Genomic DNA, 24,968 nt, shown 5'->3' on the forward strand with positions numbered 1-24,968 from the left:
CCCCCTTTGGCGCAATGACGCTACGGGCGCGCTTCGCATGCGGAAGGAAGGTCATGGGGTATCGGGTCGTCGTCGCGGGTGCGACGGGCAATGTCGGGCGCGAGATGGTCAACATCCTCGCCGAGCGCGAGTTTCCGGCGGACGAGATCGCGGTGCTTGCCTCCTCGCGATCGGTGGGGGACGTCATCGACTATGGCGAGACCGGCAAGAAGCTGACGGTCAAGAACATCGAGCATTTCGATCCCGCGGGCTGGGACATCGCCCTGTTCGCGATCGGTAGCGAGGCGACCAAGGTCTATGCGCCCAAGTTCGCCGCCGCCGGCTGCACCGTGATCGACAATTCGTCGCTGTATCGGATGGATCCCGACGTGCCGCTGATCGTGCCGGAGGTGAATGCCGCCGCGATCGACGGCTACAAGGCCAAGAACATCATCGCCAATCCGAATTGCTCGACGGCGCAGATGGTCGTCGCGTTGAAGCCGTTGCACGACGCCGCGACGATCAAGCGCGTCGTGGTTGCGACCTATCAGTCGGTTTCCGGCGCGGGCAAGATCGGCATGGACGAACTGTTCGAGCAGAGCCGCAACATCTTCGTCGGCGATCCGGCGGAGCCCAAGAAGTTCACTAAGCAGATCGCCTTCAACGTTATTCCGCACATCGACAGCTTCCTCGACGATGGCTCGACCAAGGAAGAGTGGAAGATGGTCGTCGAGACCAAGAAGATCCTCGACCCGAAGATCAAGGTGACTGCCACCTGCGTGCGCGTGCCGGTGTTCGTCGGCCATTCGGAGGCGATCAACATCGAATTCGCCGACGAGATCAGCGCCGAGCAGGCGAAGTCGATCCTGCGCGAGGCGCCGGGCATCATGCTGATCGACAAGCACGAGGACGGTGGATACGTCACGCCGATCGAGAGCGCCGGCGACGACGCCACCTTCGTCAGCCGCGTGCGCGAGGACCCGACGGTCGAGAACGGCCTGTCGCTCTGGTGCGTCAGCGACAATCTGCGCAAGGGCGCCGCGCTCAACGCGGTGCAGATCGCGGAGCTGCTCGGCCGGCGCCACCTCAAGAAGGGTGACAGCGCGCTGATCGGCGCGGAGGACGACGCGGAATGATCGCAGGCGGCTGTCGGTGCGGCGCGGTCCGGTACACGATCGCCCGCGACGACCTGCCACGCAGCTATGCTTGTCACTGCCACGTCTGCCAGCGGTGGACGGGCAGCGCATTCAGCCAGAGCGTGATCGTTGCGGAGTCGACGCTGGCGGTCGACGGCCCGATCGTCGTCTACGAGCACGTAACCGAGGATCGCGTTTCGACGCAGCGGGTCTGCGGCACCTGCCACGCCCGCATATACAATACCAATACGCGGCGGCCCGGCTATGCGGTGGTCCGCGCGGGCACGCTCGATCGATCGGAAGAGCTCGTCTGCATTGCACACATCTTCACCGCGTACCGCCAGCGATGGGTAACGATCCCCGCCGACGTGCCGAGCTGGGCCGAAGCACCCGAGCCGGATACGTTCGGACGCTTACTCGCGGGGCAGACGGCGGCGCGCTGACGCGTTAGGGCGTCTCAACATCCTTCAGCCGAAACGGGACGCCGCGCGTGACCTCGACCACCACCGAACCGCAGACCTTCGCCAGCTTCGACGGCGCTCGTATCGCCTGGCGGGAGATGGGGGAGGGGCGGCCGGTGGTGCTGATCCACGGCTATTTCTCGACCGCGGAGGTCAATTGGATCAAATACGGCCACGCCGCGCGCATCGCGTCGCGGGGCTTCCGCGTCATCATGCCCGACCTGCGCGGGCATGGCGCGAGTGACAAGCCGCACGATCCCGCCGCTTATCCGGCCGACGCGCTGATGCGCGACGGGTTGGCGCTGGTCGCGCATCTGGGACTGACCGATTACGACCTCGGCGGCTATTCGCTGGGCGGTCGCACGACGATGCGGATGCTCGCGAACGGTGCGACGCCGCGGCGGGCGATCATCGCCGGCATGGGGCTCGACGGCATCCTGCGTACCGCCGGTCGCGGCAGCTATTTCCGCAGCGTGCTGAGCAACCTCGGCAGCTTCGCGCGCGGCACGCCCGAATGGCTGACGGAGGCGTTCCTGAAGACGACCGGCGGCGATCCGGTGGCGTTGCTCAACGTCCTCGAAACCTTCGTCGATACGCCGATCGAGACGGTGCGCGGCATCGCCCTGCCGACGGCGATCGTCACGGGCGTCGACGATGACGACAACGGATCGGGTGCCGCTCTGGCCGAAGCGATGCCGCATGCCAGCTTCCACGAAATCCCGGGCAACCACATGAGCGCGGTGACGAAGCCGGAGCTGGGACAGGTCATCGCCGACTTTCTAGCGGCTTGACCGCGGGGGTTCGCCCCGGCCATCCTTCGGCAACGATAGAACCGAAGGGGCTTTCAATGTTGCGCACCGCCATCTCCTCCCTTGCGCTCGCTGTGGCGCTGATCGCGTCGCCCGCGCTGGCCCAGCAACAGGCCAAGCCGACCGCCGCGGAGGCGGACGCCTGGGTGGCGGGCGTCGAGAAGGAGGCGGCGGCCATGTCGGTCGACGCCAGCCGCGTCTCCTGGGTCAACGCCACCTACATCACCGACGACACGGACGCCCTCGCCGCCAAATCCGGCGCGGAGATGACGGAGAAGGCGGTCGAATGGGCGAAGGGCGCAGCGCGCTTCAACGGCACGCCGGGCCTCTCCTTCGACACGAAGCGCAAGCTCGACCTGCTGAAGAACGGCGTCGGCCTTCCCGCGCCGACGACGCCGGGCGCCGCGGACGAACTGGCGACGATCACCACGCGCATGTCGTCGCGCTACGGCAAGGGCAAGGGGACGCTGGGCGGCCAGCCGATCAACGGCTCCGACATCGAGGCGGCGATGGGCACGACGCGCGATCCCGCCAAGCTGCAGGAAATGTGGATCAGTTGGAACGACAACGTCGGCGCGCCGCAGCGCAAGGACTATGCGCGGATGACCGCCATATCGAACGCGGGCGCGAAGGAACTCGGCTTCGCCGACGTCGGCGCGATGTGGCGTTCGGGCTACGACATGACGCCCGAGCAGTTCGCGCAGCTGACCGACAAGATCTGGGCGGAGGTCGAGCCGCTGTACAAGTCGCTGCACACCTATGTGCGCTGGAAGCTCAACGCCAAATATGGCGATGCCGTCCAGTCGAAGACGGGGCCGATCCGCGCGGACCTGCTGGGCAACATGTGGGCGCAGGAATGGGGCAATATCTACGACCTCGTGGCGCCGCCGGGGGCGGGCGACCTTGGCTATGACACGGGCGAATTGCTGAAGGCTAAGGGCTACGACCCGGTGCGCATGGTCAAGCAGGGCGAGGCCTTCTATTCCTCGCTCGGCTTCGCGCCGCTGCCCGAAACCTTCTGGCAGCGCTCGCAGATCGTCAAGCCGCGCGACCGCGAGGTGATCTGCCACGCCAGCGCCTGGGATATCGACAGCGTCGACGACATCCGGATCAAGATGTGCACCAAGGTGAATGGCGACGATTTCGTCACCATCCATCACGAACTGGGCCACAATTACTATCAGCGCGCCTACAAGGCGCAGCCGTTCCTCTATAAGGGCGGCGCCAATGACGGGTTCCACGAGGCGATCGGCGACACCGTCGCGTTGTCGATCACCCCGGACTATCTCGTCAACATCGGGCTGCTCCAGCCGGGGCAGGTGCCGAGCGCGGACAAGGATATCGGGCTGCTGCTGCGCCAGGCGATGGACAAGGTGGCGTTCCTGCCCTTCGGCCTGCTCGTCGACAAATGGCGCTGGGGCGTCTTCTCCGGCCAGATTCCCGAAGGCCAGTATCAGGCGGGCTGGGATGCGCTGCGGCTGAAGTACCAGGGCGTGGTGCCCCCCGTCGCGCGCGACGAGAGCAAGTTCGACGCCGGCGCCAAATATCACATTCCGGCGACGGTTCCCTATGCGCGCTACTTCCTGGCGCGCGTGCTGCAGTTCCAATTCTACAAGGCCGCCTGCCAGCAGGCGGGCTGGAAGGGGCCGCTGCACCGCTGCTCCTTCTACGGCAACAAGGCGGTCGGCGAAAAGCTGAACGCGATGCTCGCCATGGGCCAATCGAAGCCGTGGCCGGACGCGCTGCAGGCTTTCACCGGCGGCCGCGAAATGTCCGGCAAGGCGATGATCGAATATTTCGCGCCGCTCAAGACGTGGCTCGACAAGCAGAACAAGGGCAAGCCGCAGGGATGGTGAGACGCTGGGCCTCGCTCGCAATCCCGGTTGCCATGGCGGGATCCGCCAGCGCGCAGCAGGCGGTGCCGCTGCTCGCGCCGGGCGAGGCGCTGGTGCAGGTCAGCGCGACGGGCGAAGTGAAGGGAACCCCCGACATCGCCATTGTGGCGGTCGGGGTGTCGGCGGATGCCGCGACCAGCAAGGCCGCGCTGGCGGCCAATGCCGCAAAGGCGGATCGACTAGTCCAGGCGCTGCACGCGGCCGGCGTGGCGGATGCCGCGATGAAGACGAGCGACCTGTCGGTGCGGCCTCGACACCCCAGCGGCAAGGATGGGGAGGAGGGCGACGCGATCATCGGCTATCGCGCGAGCAACCGGTTGTCGCTGCGCGTGCCGGTCGACCGTGCGGGGCGAGTGATCGATGCGCTCGGCGATGCGGGGGCAAGCGAGATCGACGGTCCGACCTTCGCCTTCGCCGACCCCGATCGACTGACCGGTCAGGCGCGCGACGCGGCGGTACGGCAGGCGCAGCGGCGTGCGCGCGACTATGCCGACGCGTTCGGGCTGAAGACGATGCGCGTCGTCCGCGTCAGCGAGCGCAGCGCGGACGTCGACGCGGCAAGCGACATCGTCGTCACCGGATCGCGCGTGAGCGCACCGGTGCGACCGGGGGAGCAGTCGGTACGGGTCACCGTTTGGGTCGACTATGCGATGACCCGATGACGACCGCTTCCTCGCGTCGGGAACGGGTGGCGACGACGCGCTAACCCAGCGGCCGGCGCAAGACGTCGTCCCTTCCGTCAGCCTTTATTCCGGTATCGTGTTCTCGTCCGCGATTCCGGCTTCGAACGACTTTGAGGCGTCCTTTCCGTCGGGTGTATGCGCGCCCTTGCCGCGCTTTGGCGCCGCCTTCGGCGTGCTGCCGCGCAGCGAAAGGAGTGCCGCGGCCGCCGCCGCACCCGCGGCGGCGACGCCGGCGCCGATCGCCGCGACCCCCCAGGTGCCGCCGACCTTGCCGGCGAACCCCGTCGGTGCCGCCTTGGTCTCGGTCTTCCGCGACGGGCGGGGAGTGGGGCGCTTCGCAGCGCGGGGCTTGACGACGCGCGCCTTGGCGCCTTTCGCCGTTTCCGCCACCGCGCCCTCCGCCTTGGCAGCCGTCGCGCGCACGCGGCGCGTGGTCGCCTTGGCCGCTCCTTCGACCGCCTTCTCGACCGTGTCGACCGTCGATGCGGGCGCGGCGACCTTCGCGGCGGTGCGGCGGCGCGGCTTGGCCTCGCTCGCGGTCGTGCTCGTCGGACGCGCCGTGCTCGATTTGCGCGGTGCGCGGCGGCGCGGAGTGGTCGTGCCGGCCTCGGTCTTCGGCGTGTCGGTGTCGTCGGCCATGATGCGGCTCCCTGATGCGAAAACAGGTTTCGGTTCGCAGCCGTAACGCATCATCGCCACATGGTTTCCGGCCGCGCCAGCGACATCCCGAAAAACCAAAGTACGTGAAGGGCTTACCGGAAGGGCGGCTCGTCGAACGCGCGCAGCTTGCGGCTGTGCAGGCGATCGCCCTCGCGGCGCAGCTGCTCGCACGTTTCGATGCCGATCCGCATATGCTCGCTGATCGCCCGCTCGTAGAAGCGGTTCGCCTGTCCCGGCAGCTTGAGCTCGCCGTGCAGCGGCTTGTCCGAGACGCAGAGCAACGTGCCGTACGGCACGCGGAAGCGATAGCCCTGCGCGGCGATCGTCGCCGATTCCATGTCGATGCCGACCGCGCGGCTCAGCGAGAAGCGCAACGCGGAGGCCGAGTAGCGCAACTCCCAGTTGCGGTCGTCGGTGGTGACGATCGTCCCGGTTCGCAGGCGCCGCTTCAGCTCCTCGCCCGACTGGCCGGAAATGATCTCGGACGCCTTGGCGAGCGCCTGCTGCACTTCGGCGATGGCGGGCACGGGGATTTCGGGCGGGAGGACGTCGTCGAGCACGTGGTCGTCACGCAGATAGGCGTGCGCCAGAACATAGTCGCCGATGCGCTGCGACGGGCGCAGGCCGCCGCAATGGCCAATCATCAGCCATGCCTCCGGCCGCATCACCGCCAGATGGTCGCAGATCGTCTTGGCGTTGGACGGGCCGACGCCGATGTTCACCAGCGTGATCCCCGTGCCGTCCGCCGCCATCAGGTGATAGGCAGGCATCTGGTGGCGGCGCCAGGCGCTGTCGCTGACCAGCTTGTCGATGTCGTTCGGGCTGGTGATGACGATGTTGCCCGCGCCCGACACGGCGGTGAAGCGTGAGCCTTCCCCGAGTTGCGAAGCGCCCCAGCGGACGAATTCGTCGACGTAGCGGTGGTAGTTGGTGAACAGGACGAACCGCTGCGTATGTTCCGCCGGCGTGCCCATGTAGTGGCGCAGACGTGCCAGACTGAAGTCTGTGCGCAAGGCGTCGAACAGCGCGAGCGGCCGCGTGTCGCCGTCCGAGATCCACAGGCCGTCGGCGATCTCGTCACCGATATGCGACAGCTCGGTGGCCGGGAAATGCCGCGACAATTCAGTCGCCGACACCGTGTCGAGGCTGAGCGCATGACCAGGATCGAGCACGTAGGGGAACGGGATCTCCTGTCGCCCCGGCAGCGCCTCCACGGTGACGTCGTAATCCTCGATCAGCAGGGTCAGCTGCTCGGTCAGATAGTCGGCGAACAGGCCAGGCTTGGTGACGCTGATCGTATAGGTGCCGGGCGAGACGAGGCGACCGAACGAGCGGGGCGGCGTCGGCCGGTTCAGGTCCCCCGCATAATGCAGGCGGATGACGGGATAGGCGAAGCTGCCGTCGTGACGGCTTTCGGGCGAGGGCGGCGTGCCATCGGTGAGATAGGCGTTGAGCGCGGCCTGCAGGCGGTCGACGGAGGCGCGATAGAGGCGCTCGAGTTCGGAGACGATCTGGGATGCGGTTGACATCCCGGATGGTTACGCGCGGTCCGTGACGCTGGCAAGACGGGGGCGGGTGTAGTCCCGGCAAGCGGCCGTAGCGCGGGGCGCCGCGTCGGGTTGCGGCGGGGGCAGGGGGTGGGCGCCGCGCTCGGCCACGCCCTCCCTGCCGGTTGCCGCCCGGCCTGACGAAGGCCGGGAGGCTGCGCTCACATTTCGCTCAGCAGATGCTCCGCGCTGCTCACCTTGAATTCGCCCGGCGCCTCGACGTGCAGCTGCTTTACGACGCCGTCCTCGACCAGCATCGCATAGCGGGCGGAGCGGGTACCCATGCCGAACTTGCTCGCGTCGATCGCGAGGCCCAGCGCCTCGGCGAAGGCGGCGTTGCCGTCGGCGAGCATCGTGATGCCTTCCGCCCCCGCGGTCTTCGACCAGGCGGCCATCACGAACGCGTCGTTGACAGAGGTGCAGGCGATTTCGTCGACGCCCTTGGCGAGGATCGCGTCCTTGTGCTCGACGAAGCCCGGCAGATGACGGGCGGAACAGGTCGGGGTGAAGGCGCCTGGCACCGCGAACAGCGCGATCGTACGACCGGCGAAATAGTCCTGGGACGAGACCGTGTCGGGCCCGTCGGGCGTGACCTTGACGAGCGGGATGGACGGGATCGTATCGCCGACGGAGATGGTCATGACAGGCCTCTTCGATAAGGAGGAAAGGGGAACCGGCGATTGGTCGGGCAAAGCGGTCGAGATTTCAACGTGGGATTTCGCGCCTGCGCGTCCTATGTTGCAGGACGATGAAGGATCTTGCGTTTCTCACCGGCCAATTCCTGCTGGCGACGCCGGGCATGATGGACCCGCGTTTCGCCCATGCGGTGATCGCGATGTGCTCGCATGACGCGGCGGGAGCATTGGGCATCGGGATCGGCGCGACGATCGAGGGGCTCGGCCTGCACGACCTGCTCGACCAGTTCGATATCGATCACGGCGTCGCGCCGAACGTGCCGATCCACTTCGGCGGTCCCGTCGAATCGCGTCGCGGGTTCGTGCTGCATGCCACCGACTGGGGCGGGCAGGACACGGTCGACGTCGCCGGCCGCTGGGCGATGTCGAGCACCATCGACGTCCTGCGCGCCATCGCCGATGGCAGTGGCCCCAGCCGCTATCTCGTCGCGCTCGGCTATGCCGGCTGGGGCGCTGGGCAGCTGGAGGCCGAGCTCGCCCAACCGGGGTGGTTCAACGTCGCGGGCGACGACGAGCTGCTGTTCGGCACTGCCGCGGACCGGCGCTGGGCCGGCGCCTTCGCCAAGGCGGGGATCGATCCGCGGCTGCTCGTGGCGGACACCGGCACCGCCTAGGGAGCCCCGCCGATCAGATATAAAGATATCTTTATATTTGATCTCGCGGGCGTGACGACGTACATGCGCGCGCATCCGGCACGGGGACGAGCCCCGCCGAACAACGCACGTTCAGGAGAATCCTCGTGGCCACCGCGCTCGCTACCGAGACCCACGATTACGTCATCAAGGACATCGGCCTCGCCGACTTCGGCCGCGCCGAGATCAAGATCGCCGAGACGGAAATGCCCGGCCTGATGGCGCTGCGCGAGGAATTCGGCGCGTCGCAGCCCCTGAAGGGCGCGCGCATCACCGGCTCGCTGCACATGACGATCCAGACCGCGGTGCTGATCGAGACCTTGGTCGCGCTCGGCGCCGATGTGCGCTGGGCGACCTGCAACATCTTCTCGACGCAGGATCATGCCGCCGCGGCCATCGCCGCCGCCGGCATTCCGGTCTTCGCGGTGAAGGGCGAGAGCCTGGCCGAATATTGGGACTATGTCGGCGACATCTTCGACTGGGACGACGGTAACGGCCAGACCGCCAACATCATCCTCGACGACGGCGGCGACGCCACGATGTTCGCGCTGTGGGGTGCGAAGCTCGAGGCCGGCCAGACGTTCGGCGAGCCCGAAAACGAGGAGGAAGTCGAGTTCCAGCGCTCGGTCAAGGCGTTCATCGCCAAGAAGCCGGGCTATCTGACCCAAACCGTCAAGAACCTGAAGGGCGTGTCGGAAGAGACGACCACGGGCGTTCACCGCCTGTACGAGATCGCGAAGAAGGGCGAGCTGCCGTTCCCGGCGATCAACGTGAACGACTCGGTGACCAAGTCGAAGTTCGACAACCTCTACGGCTGCAAGGAGTCGCTGGTCGACGCGATCCGTCGCGCGACCGACGTGATGCTGGCCGGCAAGGTCGCCTGCGTCGCGGGCTTCGGCGACGTCGGCAAGGGCTCGGCGGCTTCGCTGCGCAACGGCGGCGCCCGCGTCCTCGTGACCGAAATCGATCCGATCTGCGCGCTGCAGGCGGCGATGGAGGGCTATGAGGTCGTGACGATGGACGAGGCGGTCAAGCGCGCGGACATCTTCTGCACCGCGACCGGCAATGCCGACGTCATCACCGCCGATCACATGAAGGCGATGAAGCCGATGGCGATCGTCTGCAACATCGGCCACTTCGACAGCGAGATCCAGATCGCCGCTCTGTCCAACTACAAGTGGACCGAAGTGAAGCCGGGCACCGACCTCGTCGAATTCCCGGACGGCAAGCAGATCATCGTCCTCGCCAAGGGGCGCCTGGTCAACCTCGGCTGCGCCACGGGCCACCCGTCGTTCGTGATGTCGGCGTCGTTCACCAACCAGACGCTGGCGCAGATCGAGCTGTGGACCAAGGGCGAGAACTACAAGAACGAAGTCTACGTCCTGCCGAAGCACCTCGACGAGAAGGTCGCGGCGCTGCACCTCGAGAAGCTGGGCGTGCAGCTGTCGAAGCTTTCCGACAAGCAGGCCAAGTACATCGGGGTGCCGGTCGAGGGGCCGTTCAAGCCGGATCACTATCGCTACTGATCGTCCTTGCGATCGGAACGGGAAGGGGCGGGGCCGCGAGGCGCCGCCCTTTTCGTCATGCGCCGCATTCCCGTTCGCACCGGCGGCAGGGGCAGGGGCATCGGGAAGGGGCGCGCGCAGGGACAGGTCATTGCCGCCCTCCCGCAATCCGTTCTACAGCTTGGCCGAAACAAGCGGCGCGACATGCGAACCGTGAGGGGTAGGCGTTGATCCAGCTTTCGGTGATGGCGGCGGTCGTGGCGGGGGCGGTGCTTGCGCTGCTGATCGCAGGCGGCGGCTATGCGCTCTACCTCGGCTGGCGCTGGCGGGGAGAGGCCGCGGCGGCCGTCGCCCGCGTGCGCGAGTGGGAGGCTTTGCGCCAGGTATCCCCCGCGATGGCGATGCTGGTGCGCGCCGACGGACGTGTCGAGATGCCGCCGCGCCTGGTCGACTGGTTCGGCTTGGCGAGCGCGCCGCGCTTTCTTCAGGATCTGACCGGAGACGGCGGCCTGCCGGAGGACGAGGCGGCGGCGCTCGCGAACGACGTCAAGGCCGCGCAGCGTGCCGGGCGGTCGTTCGTACGCGCGCTGCATCCGCAAGGATCGGGCCGCAGCATCACGGTGCGCGGGGCACGCGCGCCGGGCGATCTCGGCGCGACCGGAGCGGTCGTGCTGTGGACGCTCGACGCGACCGAGACGCAGGGCGAGATCGCGCGCCTTTCCGCGGAGGTCGACGAGCTGTCCGCGGCGTTCGACGCGCTGACCGGACTGATCGAGGCGGCGCCGTTGCCGATGTGGTACCGCGCGCCGGACTTCCGCCTCGCGATGGTCAACCGTGCCTATGTCCGCGCGGTGGAAGGCAAGGATGCCGCCGATGTCGTCGGCCGCGAGCTGGAGCTTGTCGAGGGATCGGGACGCGGCGGCCCGAAGGCGGGCGCGCGGCTGGCACGCGAGGAGGGCCGCCCGCAGGTGGCGACGCTGCCCGCGACGATCGGCGGCGAGCGGCGTGCCTTTCACGTCCACGACATCCCGCTGCCGACCGGCGGCGTCGCGGGCTATGCGGTCGATATAGAGGACCTCGAACAGTCACGGGCCGATGCGAAAAGGTTCGCTGAAGCACAGCGCGCGATGCTCGATCGCCTGTCGGCGGGCGTCGCGCAATTCGGACCCGATCGCGGTCTGGTCTTCTGCAACCAGCCCTTCCGACGGATGTTCGCGATGCGCGCGGAATGGCTTGCGGATCGGCCCGAATTCGATCGCGTGCTGGAACGGATGCGCGAGGCGAGCCGGCTGCCCGAGGTGCGCGACTTTCCCGGCTGGAAGGCGGAGCGGCGGCAATGGTTCGTCCCCGGCGAGGATGCGGCGGAGGAGAACTGGCATCTGTCGGGCGGCGTGCACCTGCGCGTCGTCGCGCAGCCGCTGCCCGATGGCGGGTTGCTGCTCATCTTCGAGGATCGGACGGAGCAGGTGCAGCTGGCCAGCGCGCGCGACACGCTGCTGCGCGTGCGCACCGCGACCTTCGACAATCTGTTCGAGGCGCTGGCGGTGTTCGCGGCCGACGGCAAGCTGCAGCTGTGGAACAACCGGATGCGCACCGTGTGGGGCTTCGAGGAGGAGTTCCTCGCCGCGCACCCGCGCGTCGATGCTTTCGCGGAGGCGGCGGCCTCCCGTCTCGCGACGCCCAACCGCGCCGCGCTGATCCCCGAGCTGGTCCGCTCCGCCACCGCGGAGCGCCAGCAGCGCGGCGGGCGCGTCGCCTTCGCCGACGGGCGGCATTTCGAGTTCGCCGCCGTGCCCCTGCCGGACGGCAATGCGCTGCTGACGATGCTCGACATCACCGACAGCCGCCGTGCCGAACAGGCGCTCCGCGAACGCGCCAATGCTCTGGAGGCGGCGGACAAGGTGAAGACGCAGTTCGTCGCGAACATGAGCTATGAACTGCGCACGCCGCTGACCTCGATCAGCGGCTTCGCGGAGATGCTGCACGGCGGCTATGCCGGCGCCCTTTCCCCGCAAGGGGACCAATATGTCCAGGCGATCCTGGATTCGGTCGAGCGGCTGGGGCTGCTGATCGACGACGTGCTCGACCTCACACAGGGCGGCGACGAGGCTGAAATCGCGCGCGTCGACGTCGACCTCGCCGCGGTCGCGCGGCAGGCGGCGGAGACGATCCAGCCGGCGGCGAAGCGCCGCAAGCTCGACTTCGCGGTCGAACTGGCGCGCTCGACCGGCCGGGTGACGGGCGATCCGAAGCGGCTGAAGGAAGTCGTCGAGCACCTGTTGCGCCATGCGGTCGCATCGACGCCGGAGGGCGGCCGCATCCTGCTGCACGCCGACGGCAATGCGACGAGGGCGCGGATCGTCGTGTCCGACGACGGCTATGGCATGGATGCGCAGGCGGTGGCGCATGCCTTCGACCGGTTCGCCGAACCGGGTATGCAGCCGACGGGCGAGCGCGCGCTCGGCCTCGGCCTGCCGCTGGCCAGGCAGTTCGTCGAGGCGCATGGCGGCACGATCGAGCTGGTGTCCGAGCCGGGGCAGGGGACGCTGGTAACGTTGGAGCTGCCGCGGCGATGAAGCATCGTCGCGCAGGTCCTCGCCATGAAGACGTCTCATGAACGTCGTGCACCTTCCGGATGCCGCCGCGACCGAAGCGTTCGGGGCGAAACTCGCCGCCGTTCTTGAACCCGGGGACGTGATCGCATTGTCGGGTGACCTCGGCATGGGCAAGACCAGCATCGCGCGCGGGCTGCTCGCCGCGCTGGGCCTGCCAGGCGAGGCGCCGAGCCCGAGCTTCGCGATCGTGCAGCCCTATGCCCCGCCGGAGGTGCGCCTGCCGGTCCTCCACGTCGATCTTTACCGCATCGACGATCCGGCGGAGATCGAGGAACTGGGGCTGGATGACGCGCTCTACGACTCCGCGTTGCTCGTCGAATGGCCCGAACGCGCGGCCGGACGCTGGCCCGAGGCGCTGGCGCTGACCTTGTCGGCGGCACCGGACGGCGGACGAATCTTGACAGCCGATCTGCCCGCGTCATGGAAGCGGCGATGGCCGATATGACTCCGCCGGGCGGCGCGCCCGCCTTCCTCGAACGTCACGGCTGGGCAGGTGCGATCGTGCCGCTCGCGGGCGATGCGTCGTTCCGCCGCTACTTCCGTGTCCATGCCGGCGAACGGCGCGCGATCCTGATGGATGCGCCGCCCCCGCACGAGGACCCGCGGCCCTTCCTCTCCGTCGCGGCCTGGCTCGGCGACCATGGTTTCGCCGCGCCGACGATCCACGCCGTCGACCTCGACCAGGGCCTGGTTCTGCTCGAGGATTTCGGCGACGATCGGCTGCGCGAGGCGGCGGATGCGGATGCGGCGGGTGCGCTGCCCCTGTACGAGGCAGCGATCGATGTGCTCGTCGCCCTCGCCCGGCATCCGGCGGAGGGGCTGGAGCCCTACGACCGCGCGGTGCTGCACCGCGAAGCCGCGCTGTTCGTCGAATGGTATTGCCCTGCGGTCGGGCTGGACGTGGATCTGGACGGCTATCGCGCCGCGTGGGACGCGGTGTTCGACCATGCGCTCGCCGCCGAGCCCGTCACCGTGCTGCGCGACTATCACGCGGAAAATCTGATGCTCGTCGGCGCGGAGCGGCGTCTCGGCCTGCTCGACTTCCAGGATGCGCTCGCCGGCCACCCGGCCTACGACCTCGTCTCGCTGCTACAGGACGCGCGTCGCGACGTCGAGCCTTCGCTGGAGGAGGCGATGCTGGCGCGGTACCGCGCCGCGACCGGGGCGGACGATGCGTTCCTGCGCGCCTATCACGTGCTCGGCGCGCAGCGGAACGCGAAGATCATCGGCATCTTCACGCGCCTGTGGAAGCGGGATGGCAAGCCGCGCTATCCGACCCTGTGCCCCCGTGTATGGGCCTATCTGGAGCGCGACCTGTCGCAGCCGGTGCTCGGCCCCGTCGCCGCCTGGTTCGACGCCAACGTGCCGCCGGAGAAGCGCGGCGACCCGCTGGTGCTCGCCGCATGACGCGGTTGCGCTCCCTGCGTCCGGAGCCCGGCGGACGCGTGCCGGAAACGGCGATGGTCATGGCCGCGGGGCTCGGCAAGCGCATGCGCCCGCTCACCGCGACGCGCCCGAAGCCCCTGGTGGAGGTGGCGGGCAAGCCGTTGATCGACCATGTGTTCGATCGCCTGCGCGCCGCGGGCGTCCGCCGCGCGGTGGTCAACGTCCATTATCTGGGCGACCTCCTCGAAGCGCATCTCGTCAACCGCTACGCCGACATCGAGATCCTGATCTCCGACGAGCGCGCGCAGCTGATGGAAACTGGCGGCGGCCTTGTGCAGGCGCGGCATCTGCTTGGGGACGATCCCATACTCGTCGTCAACAGCGACAATCTGTGGCTCGATGGGCCGGTCGACGCGCTCAAGCTGCTGGCCGCGCGCTGGGACGATGCGCAGATGGATGCGCTGCTCCAGGTCGTTCCCTATGCCCGCGCCAACAACCACAAGGGGCAGGGCGACTTTCGTCTCGCCGCCGACGGGCAGATCGTCGGGCGTCGTCGCGAGGGCGGCACCGCGCCCTTCGTCTACACCGGTGTCCAGATCCTGCACCCGCGGATCATCGCGGACTGGCCGGAGGGCCCCTTTTCCACCAACCTGTTCTGGAACCGCGCGATTGAGGCGGGCCGCGCCTTCGGTCAGGTCCACCAGGGATTGTGGTTCGACGTCGGTACCCCGCAGGCGATCGCCAAGACGGAAGTCTTGATCGCGGATGGCTGAGAGCCGCCGCCCCAGGCTGTTCACGATCCCGTCGCACAAGGCGTTCGCCGACACGCTGGTCGCGGGGCTGCTGCGACGCGCCGGCGACGATCGCATGGCGCTCGCGCGCGGGCTGGTCCTGCTACCGAATAACCGCGCCGTCGTGGCGGTGACCAACGCCTTCGTCCGGGCGAGCGGCGGGGGATTGCTGCTGCCGCGACTGGTGGCGCTGGGCAGCCCCGATCTGGGCGAGGCGGTCGGCGCGGCGCTCGATCCGGTCGACGGTGCCGATCCGCCGCCCCCCGCCGTCGCGCCTATGCAGCGGCGGATGATCCTGTCGCGGCTGGTGCACGAGGAGCGCGCGCGCGCCGGCCAGCCCGTCGACGCCGCCGAGGCCGTCCGGCTCGCGGGCGACCTTTGCCACACGCTGGATCAGCTGCTGGTCGAGGAAGTGTCGCCGGCGCGTTTGCGCGACATCGATCTCGCCCCCGAACTCAGCGAGCATTGGCAGCGCGCGCTGTCGACCTTTGCGGTCGTGCTCGAGCGCTGGCCCGTGGAACTCGCGCGGCTGGGCATGATCGACGCGGCGACGCGGCGCCGAATGCTGCTCGACCGACTGGAGGCGCGCTGGCGCGACGCGCCGCCGATCGGCTTCGTCTGCGCGGCGGGCATCACCGATCCCGCACCCGCGGTCGCCCGCCTGCTCCGCTGCGTTGCGGAAGCGCCGGCGGGGATGACGGTGTTCGCCGGGCTCGATCTTGCCATGCCAGACGAGGAATGGGACGCGCTGGGTCCGCATGCCCCCGACGCGGTCACCGGTGCCATCCGTCGGTCCATCGAAACGCATCCGCAATTCCATATGAAGCAACTGATGGAGCGGATGGGCGTCGGCCGTGCGGAGTTCGCGCCCTGGCCGGGCAGCGCCGGCCCGGACGCCGGCGTCGTGCGCGGGCGGGCGATTGCCAATGCGCTCGCACCCGCTGCCTTCACAGGCAAGTGGACAGCACTGAAGGCAGAGGATCGCCGCTTGACCGGAGTCACCGCCGCCGAGCTCGCCACGCCGGCGGAGGAGGCGCAGGCGATCGCGATCGCATTGCGCGGCGCGTTGGAAGAGGAAGGGCGGACCGCCGCCTTCGTCACCCCGGACCGCGCGCTGGCGCGCCGCGTCGCGGCGCATCTGGAACGCTGGGGCATCACGGCCAACGATTCGGCGGGGCGGCCGCTGTCACTGTACGCGTCGGGTACGCTGCTGCTCGCGCTGGCGGAGGCTGCGGCGCAACGGTTCGCACCGCTCGCCCTGCTCGCGCTGCTCAAGCATCCGCTGGTCAGGAGCGGCGAGCGACGGCTGGCATGGCTCGACGGCGTCCGCAGCCTCGACCGCGCGCTCCGGGGGCCGCGCCCGGCGCCCGGCCTGGACGGCATCGCGGCGCATCTCGAACGGAGCGGACGCAAGCGCGCGGCGGCCTGGTGGCAGGAGGCGTCCGAGCTGCTGGAGCCGATCGAGCGGACCTTCGATGATGGCCCACAGCCGCTGGCGACGATGCTCGCCTGCCTGCGGGAGACGGCGCAGGGCCTGTGCGGCGACGACCTGTGGGCCGGCTTGCCGGGCCGCGCCGCGGCACAGTTCATGGACGATCTGGAGGCGGATGCCGCGGCCGGGCCTCCGCGCGTCGACCCTGCCGGGCTGGCGCCGCTGCTGCGCGGTTTGCTCGACGAGGTGGCGGTACGCCTGCCGAGCGGGCGCAACCATCCGCGCATCGCGATCTACGGCCTGCTCGAGGCGCGGTTGCAGACCGCCGATCTGATGGTGCTGGGCGGCCTGAACGAAGGCGTCTGGCCCGGGCGGCCCGCGCCCGATCCGTGGCTGGCGCCGCGTATCCGCGCGGCGCTGGGGCTGCCGGGCCTGGAATATGCCGTCGGCGTCGCAGCGCACGAATTCGGCCAGGCCCTCGGCGCGCCGGCGGCCCTCGTCACGCGGGCGCGCCGCGACGCGGCGGGGCCGACGCTGGCGTCGCGACTCTGGCTGCGCCTGCAGGCGATGGCCGGCGACCGCTTCGTGCGCGCGCACGATCTGGAGCGCTGGGTCCATGCGCTCGACGCGCCAGGCGAACACGCGCCCGCCGATCGGCCCGCGCCCATACCCCCCGCCGCGCGGCGGCCGAGCACGATTTCCGTCACCGAGATCGATCGGCTGAAGGCCGACCCCTATGCCTTCTACGCCCGGCGCGTGCTGGCGCTGATGCCGCTCGATCCGGTCGATGCCGATCCGACCGCCGCCTGGCGGGGCACCGAGGTGCATCGCATCCTGGAGGAATGGTGGAAGCAGGACGGCTGTGCCCCTGACGCGCTGGTCCGCCGTGCCGAGGCGATGCTGGCCGACGAGCGGACGCACCCGATGATGCGCGCGCTGTGGCGCCCGCGTCTGATGGAGGCGATCGAGTGGATCGCCGGCGCGGTCGCGGCGCAGGCGGCCGAGGGGCGGCAGGTGGCGAGCGCGGAAGGGTCGGGCCGCACGGAGATCGCGGGCGTGACGCTGACCGGCCGCTACGACCGGATCGACCGATTGTCCGACGGCAGCCTCGCGATCGTCGACTATAAGACGGGCAAGCCGCCCTCCGCCGCGGCCGTCCGGGCCGGCTACAGCCTCCAGCTGGGCCTGCTCGGCGCGATCGTCGAGCGGGGCGGGTTCGCGGACGTGAAGGGCCGTGCCGCGGCGTTCGAATATTGGTCGCTCGGCAAGAAGCGCGACCAGTTCGGCTATATCGACACGCCGGTCCATCCCGACGGCGCGCGCGACCGGATCGCGACCGCCGACTTCACCGCCATCGCCATCGCCAATTTCGTCGAGGCGGCGGGCAAGTGGCTGACCGGTGGGGAGCCGTTCACCGCCAAGCTCGTCCCCGAATACGCGCCCTATGCCGAATACGACCAATTGATGCGCCGGGACGAATGGTATGGCCGGGACTGACGCGCTCGCCACCTTGCCCCGGCTGAAGGGCGCGCAGGCCGCCGCGAGCGATCCGGAGGCGCATGTCTGGCTCTCCGCCTCGGCGGGGACGGGCAAGACGCAGGTGCTGGCGGCGCGCGTCTTCCGCCTGCTGCTGCGCGGCGTCGATCCTTCGGCTATCCTCTGCCTGACCTTCACCAAGGCGGGCGCGGCGGAAATGGCGCAGCGGATCAACACCCGTCTTGCCGCCTGGGTGCGGATGGCGCCGCCGCAGCTCGCCGCCGATCTCGACGCCCTCGGCGAGCGCGCCACGCCCGACTTGCAGGAACGCGCCCGCACGCTGTTCGCGCGTGTCCTCGATGCGCCGGGCGGGGGCCTGCGCATCCAGACGATCCACGGTTTCTGCCAGAGCCTGCTCGCCGCCTTCCCGGTCGAGGCCGCGCTGACCCCCGGCTTCCGTCCGCTGGAGGCACGCGAGGAGGCGGTGCTGGCGCGCGAGGCGCTGGCGCAATTGCTCGCGGATGCGGAGCGCGAGGGGCGTCTTGCCCCGATCGACTCGATCGGCGCGCTGTCGCTGCGGCTGGGCGAGGGCGGCGCAGAAAGCTTTCTGCTCGCCTGCGCACGCTCGCTGCCCGCGCTGGAAGCTCTGCCGAGCGGCATCCAGCCCTGGCTGCGCCGCGCGCTCGACCTGCCGCAGGGCGACATCGGCGAGGCGCTGGCATCGGGTTGCGACCTCATCGACACCGACGTGATCGAGCGGCTCGCGGCGGCGAATCGCGCCTGGGCGACCGCCACCGGTCTCGGCCATGCGGCGCGGTTCGACGCCTGGCTCGCCGCCTCGCCCGAAAACCGGGCGCTGACGCTGGAGGATCTCGCTGGCACGGTACTGACCGGCAAGAACGAACCGCGCAAGGCGTCGAAGAAGCTGGTCGATGCCGAACCGGACTATGAGACGCTGGCGGCGGAGCTCGGCGCGCACTGCCTCGACCTGATGGCACTGACCAGCCGCGCTGCCTATGCCGATCTGCTCGCCGCGGGGCTGGAGGTCGGCCGCGACTATGCCCGTGCCTATGCGGCGGCGAAGCGGCGGATCGGTGCGGTCGATTTCGACGACCTGATCGCTGTCACCGTCCGCCTGCTCGAACAGCCCGGCATCGGCGAGTGGGTGCGCTACAAGCTCGACCAAGGCACGGAGCACGTGCTGATCGACGAGGCGCAGGACACCAACCTCAACCAGTGGCGGATCGTCACCGCGCTGGCCGCGGAATTCTTCGTCGGCCGCGGCGTCTTCGCCCCGTCGACGCGTACGCTGTTCACCGTCGGCGACTACAAGCAGGCGATCTTCGGGTTCCAGGGGACGGACCCGATCAACTTCCGCTGGGCGGAGGGGCATTTCGCGCAGCGCGCCGCGTCGGTCGCGGGCGATCTCGACTGGCCGGCGCACGAGCGCGGCCTGCCGTTCAACCAATTGTCGCTCACCCATTCCTTCCGCTCGACGCGGCCCGTGCTCGAATTCGTCGACGCGGCGGTGGCGACGCTGGGCGAGCCGGGCCTCGGCATCGCCGGCGATCTGGAGCGCCATGCCAGCGAGGTGGTCGGGCCGGGACGCGTCGACCTCTGGCCGCCCGTCGTCGCGGGCGGCAGCGAGGAGGACGAGGAAGGCTGGATCGACGACGCGGTACGCGAGCAGGCGGTGCGCATCGCCCGCGCCGTGCGCGACTGGCTGAAGCAGGGCCTGATGCTGGAAAGCAAGGGCAGGCCGCTCAGGCCCGAGGATGTGATGATCCTCGTCAAGCGGCGTGGCGACCTGGCCTCGCTGATCGTTGCGCGGCTGTATGCGGAGGGGGTGCCGGTGGCCGGCGTCGACCGGCTGCGGCTCAACGCACCGCTGGCGGTGCAGGACCTGCTGGCCGCGATCCGCTTCGTGCTGCAACCCGACGACGACCTGTCGCTCGCCGCCTTGCTCGTCTCGCCGCTGATCGGCTGGACCCAGGACGAACTGATGGCCGCCGCGCCGCGGGAGACGGGCAGCCTGTGGTCGCGACTCGTCGATACGCAACCCGAAGCGCGGCTGGCGCCGCTACGCGCCATGCTCGGCCGCGCCGACATCGACACGCCCTATCAGTTCCTCGAGGCGCTGCTGTCCGGCCCGCTCGACGGCCGGCGCAAGCTGATCCGCCGGCTCGGCGAGGAGGCGCGCGACCCGATCGAGGAGTTGCTGAACGCCGCGCTGCTGTTCGAGACCACGTCCACGCCATCGCTGCAGCGCTTCCTCGACTGGTTCGATCGCGGCGACGTGGAAATCGTCCGCGACCCGTCCGCGCCACTCGACGCGGTGCGGGTGATGACCGCTCATGGTGCCAAGGGCCTGCAGGCGCCGCTTGTCATCCTCGCCGACGCCACCGTCGACCCGACCGCGGCGCCGCGCACGCTGGTGCGCTGGACGCCGGAGCCGGGCGCGCAGCCTATCCCGATCTTCCGCCCGCGGTCGGCGGAGCGGGGTGGTCCGCTGGACGAGGCGATCACCACGCTCGAGCGGCGTGAGTTGGAGGAGCATTGGCGGCTGTTCTACGTCGCTGCGACCCGCGCGGAGGAGCGGCTGGTGATCGGCGGCGCGCTGGGGTCGCGGGCCAAGGGCGTGCCGCCCGCCGCCAGCTGGTACGCCGCTGCCGAGCGCGCCTTTACCGCGCTGGGCGTCGAGGGGGAGGGCGTCCGCAGCTTCGCCGGCACCGATCCGCAGCCGCCGGTACGGCCGCGTGCGGCAGCAAAGGTCGAGCAGCTAGCCCCCACGGACATTCCCGACTGGGCCCGTCGCCCGGCGCCGCAGGAAAGCCGTCCGCCGCGCCCGCTCGCGCCCTCGTCGCTCGGCGAGGACGAAGTCAGCGACCCGCCGCCCGGTCCCGCCATGCGCGCCGCGGCGGAGCGCGGGCGGCTGTACCATGCGCTGTTCGAGCGGCTTCCGGCTGTGGCCCCTCACGCCCGGGCGGCAGCGGGCGAGCGCTGGCTCGCCACCGCCGGCGGTCTTGCCGATGCGGCGCAGCGGGGCGAGATCGTCGATTGCGTGCTGTCGATCCTCGACGATCCGCAGTTCGCCGACCTCTTCGGCCCCGATGCACTGGCGGAGGCGCCGATCGCCGCGACGATCGGCGGGGGGATCGTCGTGTCGGGCACGGTCGATCGTCTCCTGGTGACCGAGGATGCGGTCCGCGTCGTCGATTTCAAGACGGGCCGCCGGCCGCCCGCCACCCTCGCCGACGTGCCGCATTACCATCTCGCGCAGATGGCCGCCTATGCGGCGGCGCTCGCGATCGTCTTTCCGGGACGGCGGGTAAAGGCCGGATTGCTCTATACCGCCGGCCCGCGCCTGTTCGACCTGCCGCCCGATCTGCTCGCCGCGCAGAAGCCGGGCTTGCATCGAGCGGAGCAAAGCTAGGGCTCGGGCGGTTGAGCCGGCACGCGTGCCATCCTAGATGGGACGCAAAGGAGACTATTCATGGCGACGAAGACGATCACCGATTCCAGCTTTCAGTCCGACGTGCTCAACGCCGACGGGCCTGTGCTGGTCGATTTCTGGGCCGAATGGTGCGGACCCTGCAAGATGATCGGGCCGAGCCTCGAGGAACTGTCGGAGGAACTGGGTGAGAAGGTGACGATCGCCAAGCTCAACATCGACGACAATCCCGACGCGCCCGGCCGCTACGGCGTGCGCGGCATCCCGACCATGATCCTGTTCAAGGGCGGCGCCCCGGCGGCGACCAAGGTCGGAGCCGAGCCGAAGGGCCGCATCAAGGCGTGGCTGGAAGGCGAGCTGGCATAAGAGCGCCGTCCTCGTCAGGACCACGTGAAACGGAGCGGGGTGGCGCGACATGGCTCGCCCACCCCGTTTTTGTGCGCCCTCGTCCGGAAGGACGCCGGCGTAAATATATTTTTCGTTGATGTTTCGCGGGTTGTTGGCAGTAGTTGATATGAATGGAATCCGCTGGTCATTGGTCATGCGATAATATTCGCGTTCTACGTTCGACTGTCATGCACCGGCAATGCCTTCGGCAGCGCCCACACGGTCGCCAAAACTCGAGAACGGACCTCATCCAAAACCGTTTGTTCCGAGATAATTATAGATAAGGCCTTTCCTATAGCTTTATAGGTCGATATCCGACACATGTAAGACAGGGAGGCCCTTCGACTATGGACGATTCCGAAGATTGGGCTCCCGTCCGGACACGTTTGCACGAGGTGCTCGTCTGGGTCGCCTTCGGCGGCGTGCTTGGTATCTTCTGGCGTGAGATCTTGCGGCTCGTACGGCACTGGCTGCTTCAGGCGGGCTGAACGCGTGCCGCTACGCGACCGCTAGCCCTCCAGGATCGCCAATGCCTGCTCCCACAGGTCCGCCGATGCCGCTGCGATCATGCCGCTCCGGCCGTCGCCGATCCGGTAATCCGCACCGTCCAGCCGGCGAACTACGCCACCCGCCTCGCGCAGGAAGAGACTGCCGGCGGCGTGGTCCCACGGCAGGGTACGACGGAACAGCGCGGCGTCGTTGTCGCCGAGCACCAGCCGGGGATATTGCTCCGCCGCGCAGCGGGGCATCGGGACGATCTGCCAGCGGCCGGCCGCGCGCGCGTCGATATCCGCCAGCTCCTCGGTCGACAGGAAATAGCTCGCCACGCCCGCCACCGGCTGCGGTCCCGACGATCCATGCGCCGTCACCTGCACGCCGTCGACGAACGCACCGCCGCCCGCAACCGCGTGGACGAGCCGTCCGCTGACGGGGTCGAGGATCCAGCCCGCCTCGACCATGCCATCATCGGCAAGCGCGACCATGATGCCGAACGGCGTGCGACCGCTGGCGTAATTGTTGGTGCCGTCGATCGGATCGACGATCCATACCCGGCCATGATCGAGCCCCTCCAGCAGCGAGGCGTCGGCCGACACCGCTTCCTCGCCCACGACGCGGGCGTGCGCGTCGATCGCGCTCAATCCCTCGGTCAGCGCGGCCTCGCTCGCGCGGTCTGCGACCGTGACGAGGTCGTCCGCCGCCTTCTCGATCACCTGGTCGGGCGACAGATTGCGGAAATGCGGCATGACGATATCCGCACCGACGCGGCGCATCAGCGCGACGACGGCGTCGTGGTGGTCGTGGGTCATGGCGGCGCCGGTCCTCAGCTGCGATAATCGGCGTTGATCGAGATGTAGCCGTGCGTCAGGTCGCAGGTCCACACCGTCGCGCGGCCATCGCCGAGACCCAGGTCGACGCCTATTTCTATCTCCTGCCCCTTGAGATGCGCGGCGACGGGCGCCTCGTCATAGCCCTCGACAGCGAGGCCGCCTTCGGCCACCTGCGTCGCCCCGAAGCGGATCGCCAGCCGGTCGCGCTCCGCCGGCTCGCCCGCCTTGCCGACCGCCATCACGATGCGGCCCCAATTGGCGTCTTCGCCCGCGATCGCGGTCTTGACCAGCGGCGAGTTCGCGATCGACATGGCGATGCGATGCGCGCTGCGGTCGCTTTCCGCGCCCTCGACGGTGATCTCGATGAGCTTTTGCGCGCCCTCGCCGTCGCGCACCACCAGCAGGGCAAGCCGGCGGCAGAGGTCCGCGAGCGCTGCGGCGAAGGCGTCGGCGCCGTCGCTGTCGGCGTCGACCAGCGGCGTGTTGCCGGCCTTGCCCGTCGCGAAGGCCAGCACCGTGTCGCTGGTCGAGGTGTCGCCGTCGACGGTGATGCACGAGAAGGTGCGGGCATTGGCCGCGCCGAGCGCGCCTTGCAGGAACGCCGGGTCGACCGCGGCATCGGTGAAGATGAAGCCCAGCATCGTCGCCATGTCGGGGGCGATCATGCCCGATCCCTTGATGATCCCGACCAGGGTCACGGTCCGGCCTTCGACGATCGCGGTCGTCGTCGCGCCCTTCGGATAGGTGTCGGTCGTGCCGATCGTCTCGGCCGCCGCCTGCCAGTCGCAGGCTTCCGCGGCGAAGGCGGCGTCCAGGCCGGCTTCCGCCTTGTCGATCGGCAGCGGCACCCCGATGACGCCGGTCGACGCGACGAAGACGTCGGAGGGTTGGCAGCCGAGATGCTGCGCGGTGCGCGCCGCGATCGCCTCGACCGCGGTGCGGCCTCGGTTGCCGGTGAAGGCGTTCGAATTGCCGGCGTTGACGACCAACGCGCGCGCCTGGCCCAGCGTCAGCGCCTTGCGGCACCATTCGACCTCGGGCGAGGGGCATTTGCTCTGCGTCAGCACGCCCGCGACCGACGTACCCGGATCGAGCGCGACGAAGGTGAGGTCGCAGCGGTCCCACGCCTTGTACCGGGCCCGCGCGACATGCGGCACGACGCCGGCGATCGGGGGCAGGTGGGGGAAGGCGGCTGGGGCTAGCGGAGAGATGGACGAGGACATGGCGCCCCCATAAGCTGGTTCCGGGACAGGGCAAAGACACATGATCGACGCAGACGAGCCGGCAGCACCGACGATATTGTATGCCGGCACGCGGCCGCCCCCCCGCCCGCGCCGGCGCCTGTCGGGTGACAACAGGTCCCTGATGATCGGTGTGCTTCTGGCCATCGCCGCGATCGTCATCGCAGGAACCATCGTGGCGGCCATGCTCGCCGTCCGCGGCTATCAGGTGTATCGCGACCGTCAGCGACAGGAGCTGGCCGCGCCGCCGCAAGTTATCGGCGCTCGTCCAAGGAAAGCGGCTGAGGTGGCGTCCCCACGCGTCTTGAAGAAGGGGTTCGTGCCCGCGGCGCCGATAGGGGATCAGGGTTCCTGGTTTCCGCCCGATGCCTATCCGGCGGAGGCGCAGCGCCGAGGTGAGGAGGGTCGCGTCTCCGTGCTGCTGGCGATCGATGCGCAGGGCCGTGTCGCGGGCTGCACTGTCACGACGTCGAGCGGGTCGAAGATCCTCGATGAGCAGACCTGCGCGCTGGCACGGCGCCACGCCCGCTTCTCACCGGCGCGGCAGGACGGGGTCGCGGTGAGCGATACGTATCGCATGCGTGGTGTCAGATGGGCGCTGGATCCTGCCGCCTCCCAGCGCATGGAGGTCGGGCAGGCGCCAAGGTTCCTGGTCGACCAGGTGATCGAGGTGGCGGTGACGCCAGAGGGAGCGGTGTCCGGCTGCAAGGTTGTGCGTCAGGGAACGCCAAGTGGCGATCCCTGCGCGTCGGCTCCGATCGGCCGGAAGCTGTTTGCGCCCCCGATGCGCAACGGCCGGCCTACGACGGCGCGCGTCCGGCTCGCGTCTCGGATGCTGCTGCTACCGGCGCCATAGCCG

21 protein-coding genes are annotated in these 24,968 nt (G+C 69.3%); 16 read left to right on the forward strand and 5 right to left on the reverse strand.

Annotation, left to right across the window (positions count from 1 at the left end; all coding sequences use genetic code 11):
* Window positions 1-53 precede the first annotated feature (53 nt).
* From RF701_RS01170 to RF701_RS01190, 5 genes are all read left to right on the forward strand, one after another.
* Complete coding sequence (locus RF701_RS01170; protein ID WP_308813806.1) at window positions 54-1,115, forward strand: aspartate-semialdehyde dehydrogenase; 1,062 nt, start codon at window positions 54-56, stop codon at window positions 1,113-1,115.
* Window positions 1,112-1,558 carry a GFA family protein gene (locus RF701_RS01175; RefSeq protein WP_308813807.1) on the forward strand — a complete coding sequence of 149 codons (447 nt, stop codon included), beginning with the start codon at window positions 1,112-1,114 and terminating at the stop codon, window positions 1,556-1,558. Before RF701_RS01170 ends, RF701_RS01175 begins: the two co-directional genes overlap by 4 nt.
* Window positions 1,559-1,674: 116 nt before the next feature.
* Window positions 1,675-2,367 carry an alpha/beta fold hydrolase gene (locus tag RF701_RS01180; protein WP_210358900.1) on the forward strand — a complete coding sequence of 231 codons (693 nt, stop codon included), beginning with the start codon at window positions 1,675-1,677 and terminating at the stop codon, window positions 2,365-2,367.
* Window positions 2,368-2,423: 56 nt separating this feature from the next.
* A complete protein-coding gene (locus RF701_RS01185; RefSeq protein ID WP_308813808.1) occupies window positions 2,424-4,241 on the forward strand; it encodes a M2 family metallopeptidase in 1,818 nt (605 codons plus the stop codon).
* On the forward strand, window positions 4,235-4,942 hold the full coding sequence (locus RF701_RS01190; protein WP_308813809.1) for an SIMPL domain-containing protein: 708 nt from the start codon (window positions 4,235-4,237) through the stop codon (window positions 4,940-4,942). Before RF701_RS01185 ends, RF701_RS01190 begins: the two co-directional genes overlap by 7 nt.
* An 84-nt stretch (window positions 4,943-5,026) precedes the next feature.
* On the opposite strand, the gene RF701_RS01195 is transcribed toward RF701_RS01190, so the two are convergent.
* The 3 genes from RF701_RS01195 to RF701_RS01205 all read right to left on the reverse strand — a co-directional run bounded on the left by RF701_RS01195 (window position 5,027) and on the right by RF701_RS01205 (window position 7,811).
* Window positions 5,027-5,602, reverse strand: a complete 576-nt coding sequence (locus RF701_RS01195) for a hypothetical protein (protein ID WP_308813810.1) — start codon at window positions 5,600-5,602, stop codon at window positions 5,027-5,029.
* Between the two features lie 113 nt (window positions 5,603-5,715).
* On the reverse strand, window positions 5,716-7,152 hold the full coding sequence (locus RF701_RS01200) for an AMP nucleosidase (RefSeq protein WP_210358689.1): 1,437 nt from the start codon (window positions 7,150-7,152) through the stop codon (window positions 5,716-5,718).
* A gap of 179 nt (window positions 7,153-7,331) precedes the next feature.
* Window positions 7,332-7,811 carry a peroxiredoxin gene (locus RF701_RS01205; protein ID WP_203311182.1) on the reverse strand — a complete coding sequence of 160 codons (480 nt, stop codon included), beginning with the start codon at window positions 7,809-7,811 and terminating at the stop codon, window positions 7,332-7,334.
* A 107-nt stretch (window positions 7,812-7,918) separates the two neighbouring features.
* Here RF701_RS01205 and RF701_RS01210 point away from each other — a divergent pair, with 107 nt between their 5' ends.
* The 10 genes from RF701_RS01210 to RF701_RS01255 all read left to right on the forward strand — a co-directional run bounded on the left by RF701_RS01210 (window position 7,919) and on the right by RF701_RS01255 (window position 22,028).
* Window positions 7,919-8,479, forward strand: a complete 561-nt coding sequence (locus tag RF701_RS01210; RefSeq protein WP_210358690.1) for a YqgE/AlgH family protein — start codon at window positions 7,919-7,921, stop codon at window positions 8,477-8,479.
* 125 nt (window positions 8,480-8,604) lie between these two features.
* The gene (gene ahcY, locus RF701_RS01215; protein WP_203311180.1) at window positions 8,605-10,023 is read left to right on the forward strand and encodes an adenosylhomocysteinase; all 1,419 of its coding nucleotides are present in this window, start codon (window positions 8,605-8,607) and stop codon (window positions 10,021-10,023) included.
* A 206-nt stretch (window positions 10,024-10,229) separates the two neighbouring features.
* Window positions 10,230-12,578 (forward strand): PAS-domain containing protein, encoded by a 2,349-nt coding sequence (locus tag RF701_RS01220; protein ID WP_308813811.1) that lies wholly within the window; start codon window positions 10,230-10,232, stop codon window positions 12,576-12,578.
* A 37-nt stretch (window positions 12,579-12,615) separates the two neighbouring features.
* The gene (tsaE, locus tag RF701_RS01225; RefSeq protein WP_203311179.1) at window positions 12,616-13,062 is read left to right on the forward strand and encodes a tRNA (adenosine(37)-N6)-threonylcarbamoyltransferase complex ATPase subunit type 1 TsaE; all 447 of its coding nucleotides are present in this window, start codon (window positions 12,616-12,618) and stop codon (window positions 13,060-13,062) included.
* Window positions 13,059-14,024 carry a phosphotransferase gene (locus RF701_RS01230; protein WP_308815597.1) on the forward strand — a complete coding sequence of 322 codons (966 nt, stop codon included), beginning with the start codon at window positions 13,059-13,061 and terminating at the stop codon, window positions 14,022-14,024. The genes tsaE and RF701_RS01230 overlap by 4 nt, the downstream gene beginning before the upstream one ends.
* Entirely contained in the window at window positions 14,021-14,776 is a 756-nt protein-coding gene (locus RF701_RS01235; protein WP_203311178.1) for a nucleotidyltransferase family protein, read from the forward strand. Before RF701_RS01230 ends, RF701_RS01235 begins: the two co-directional genes overlap by 4 nt.
* A complete protein-coding gene (gene addB, locus RF701_RS01240; protein ID WP_308813812.1) occupies window positions 14,769-17,723 on the forward strand; it encodes a double-strand break repair protein AddB in 2,955 nt (984 codons plus the stop codon). The genes RF701_RS01235 and addB overlap by 8 nt, the downstream gene beginning before the upstream one ends.
* Window positions 17,710-21,135 (forward strand): double-strand break repair helicase AddA, encoded by a 3,426-nt coding sequence (gene addA, locus RF701_RS01245; protein WP_308813813.1) that lies wholly within the window; start codon window positions 17,710-17,712, stop codon window positions 21,133-21,135. Before addB ends, addA begins: the two co-directional genes overlap by 14 nt.
* Before the next feature lie 60 nt (window positions 21,136-21,195).
* Window positions 21,196-21,519, forward strand: a complete 324-nt coding sequence (gene trxA, locus RF701_RS01250) for a thioredoxin TrxA (RefSeq protein ID WP_203311175.1) — start codon at window positions 21,196-21,198, stop codon at window positions 21,517-21,519.
* 368 nt (window positions 21,520-21,887) lie between these two features.
* Window positions 21,888-22,028 (forward strand): hypothetical protein, encoded by a 141-nt coding sequence (locus RF701_RS01255; RefSeq protein ID WP_210358693.1) that lies wholly within the window; start codon window positions 21,888-21,890, stop codon window positions 22,026-22,028.
* A gap of 21 nt (window positions 22,029-22,049) precedes the next feature.
* Here the strand turns inward: RF701_RS01255 and RF701_RS01260 are convergent, their stop codons facing one another.
* Both RF701_RS01260 and argJ read right to left on the reverse strand, forming a co-directional pair.
* Window positions 22,050-22,847, reverse strand: a complete 798-nt coding sequence (locus tag RF701_RS01260; protein ID WP_308813814.1) for an inositol monophosphatase family protein — start codon at window positions 22,845-22,847, stop codon at window positions 22,050-22,052.
* 14 nt (window positions 22,848-22,861) lie between these two features.
* Window positions 22,862-24,091, reverse strand: coding sequence for a bifunctional glutamate N-acetyltransferase/amino-acid acetyltransferase ArgJ (argJ, locus tag RF701_RS01265; RefSeq protein ID WP_308813815.1), 1,230 nt, complete (start codon window positions 24,089-24,091; stop codon window positions 22,862-22,864).
* A gap of 40 nt (window positions 24,092-24,131) precedes the next feature.
* Here argJ and RF701_RS01270 point away from each other — a divergent pair, with 40 nt between their 5' ends.
* A complete protein-coding gene (locus tag RF701_RS01270; RefSeq protein ID WP_308813816.1) occupies window positions 24,132-24,965 on the forward strand; it encodes an energy transducer TonB in 834 nt (277 codons plus the stop codon).
* Window positions 24,966-24,968: the final 3 nt, after the last annotated feature.

Source organism: Sphingomonas sp. GV3 (genome assembly GCF_031082075.1).
GTDB lineage: Bacteria > Pseudomonadota > Alphaproteobacteria > Sphingomonadales > Sphingomonadaceae > Sphingomonas > Sphingomonas beigongshangi.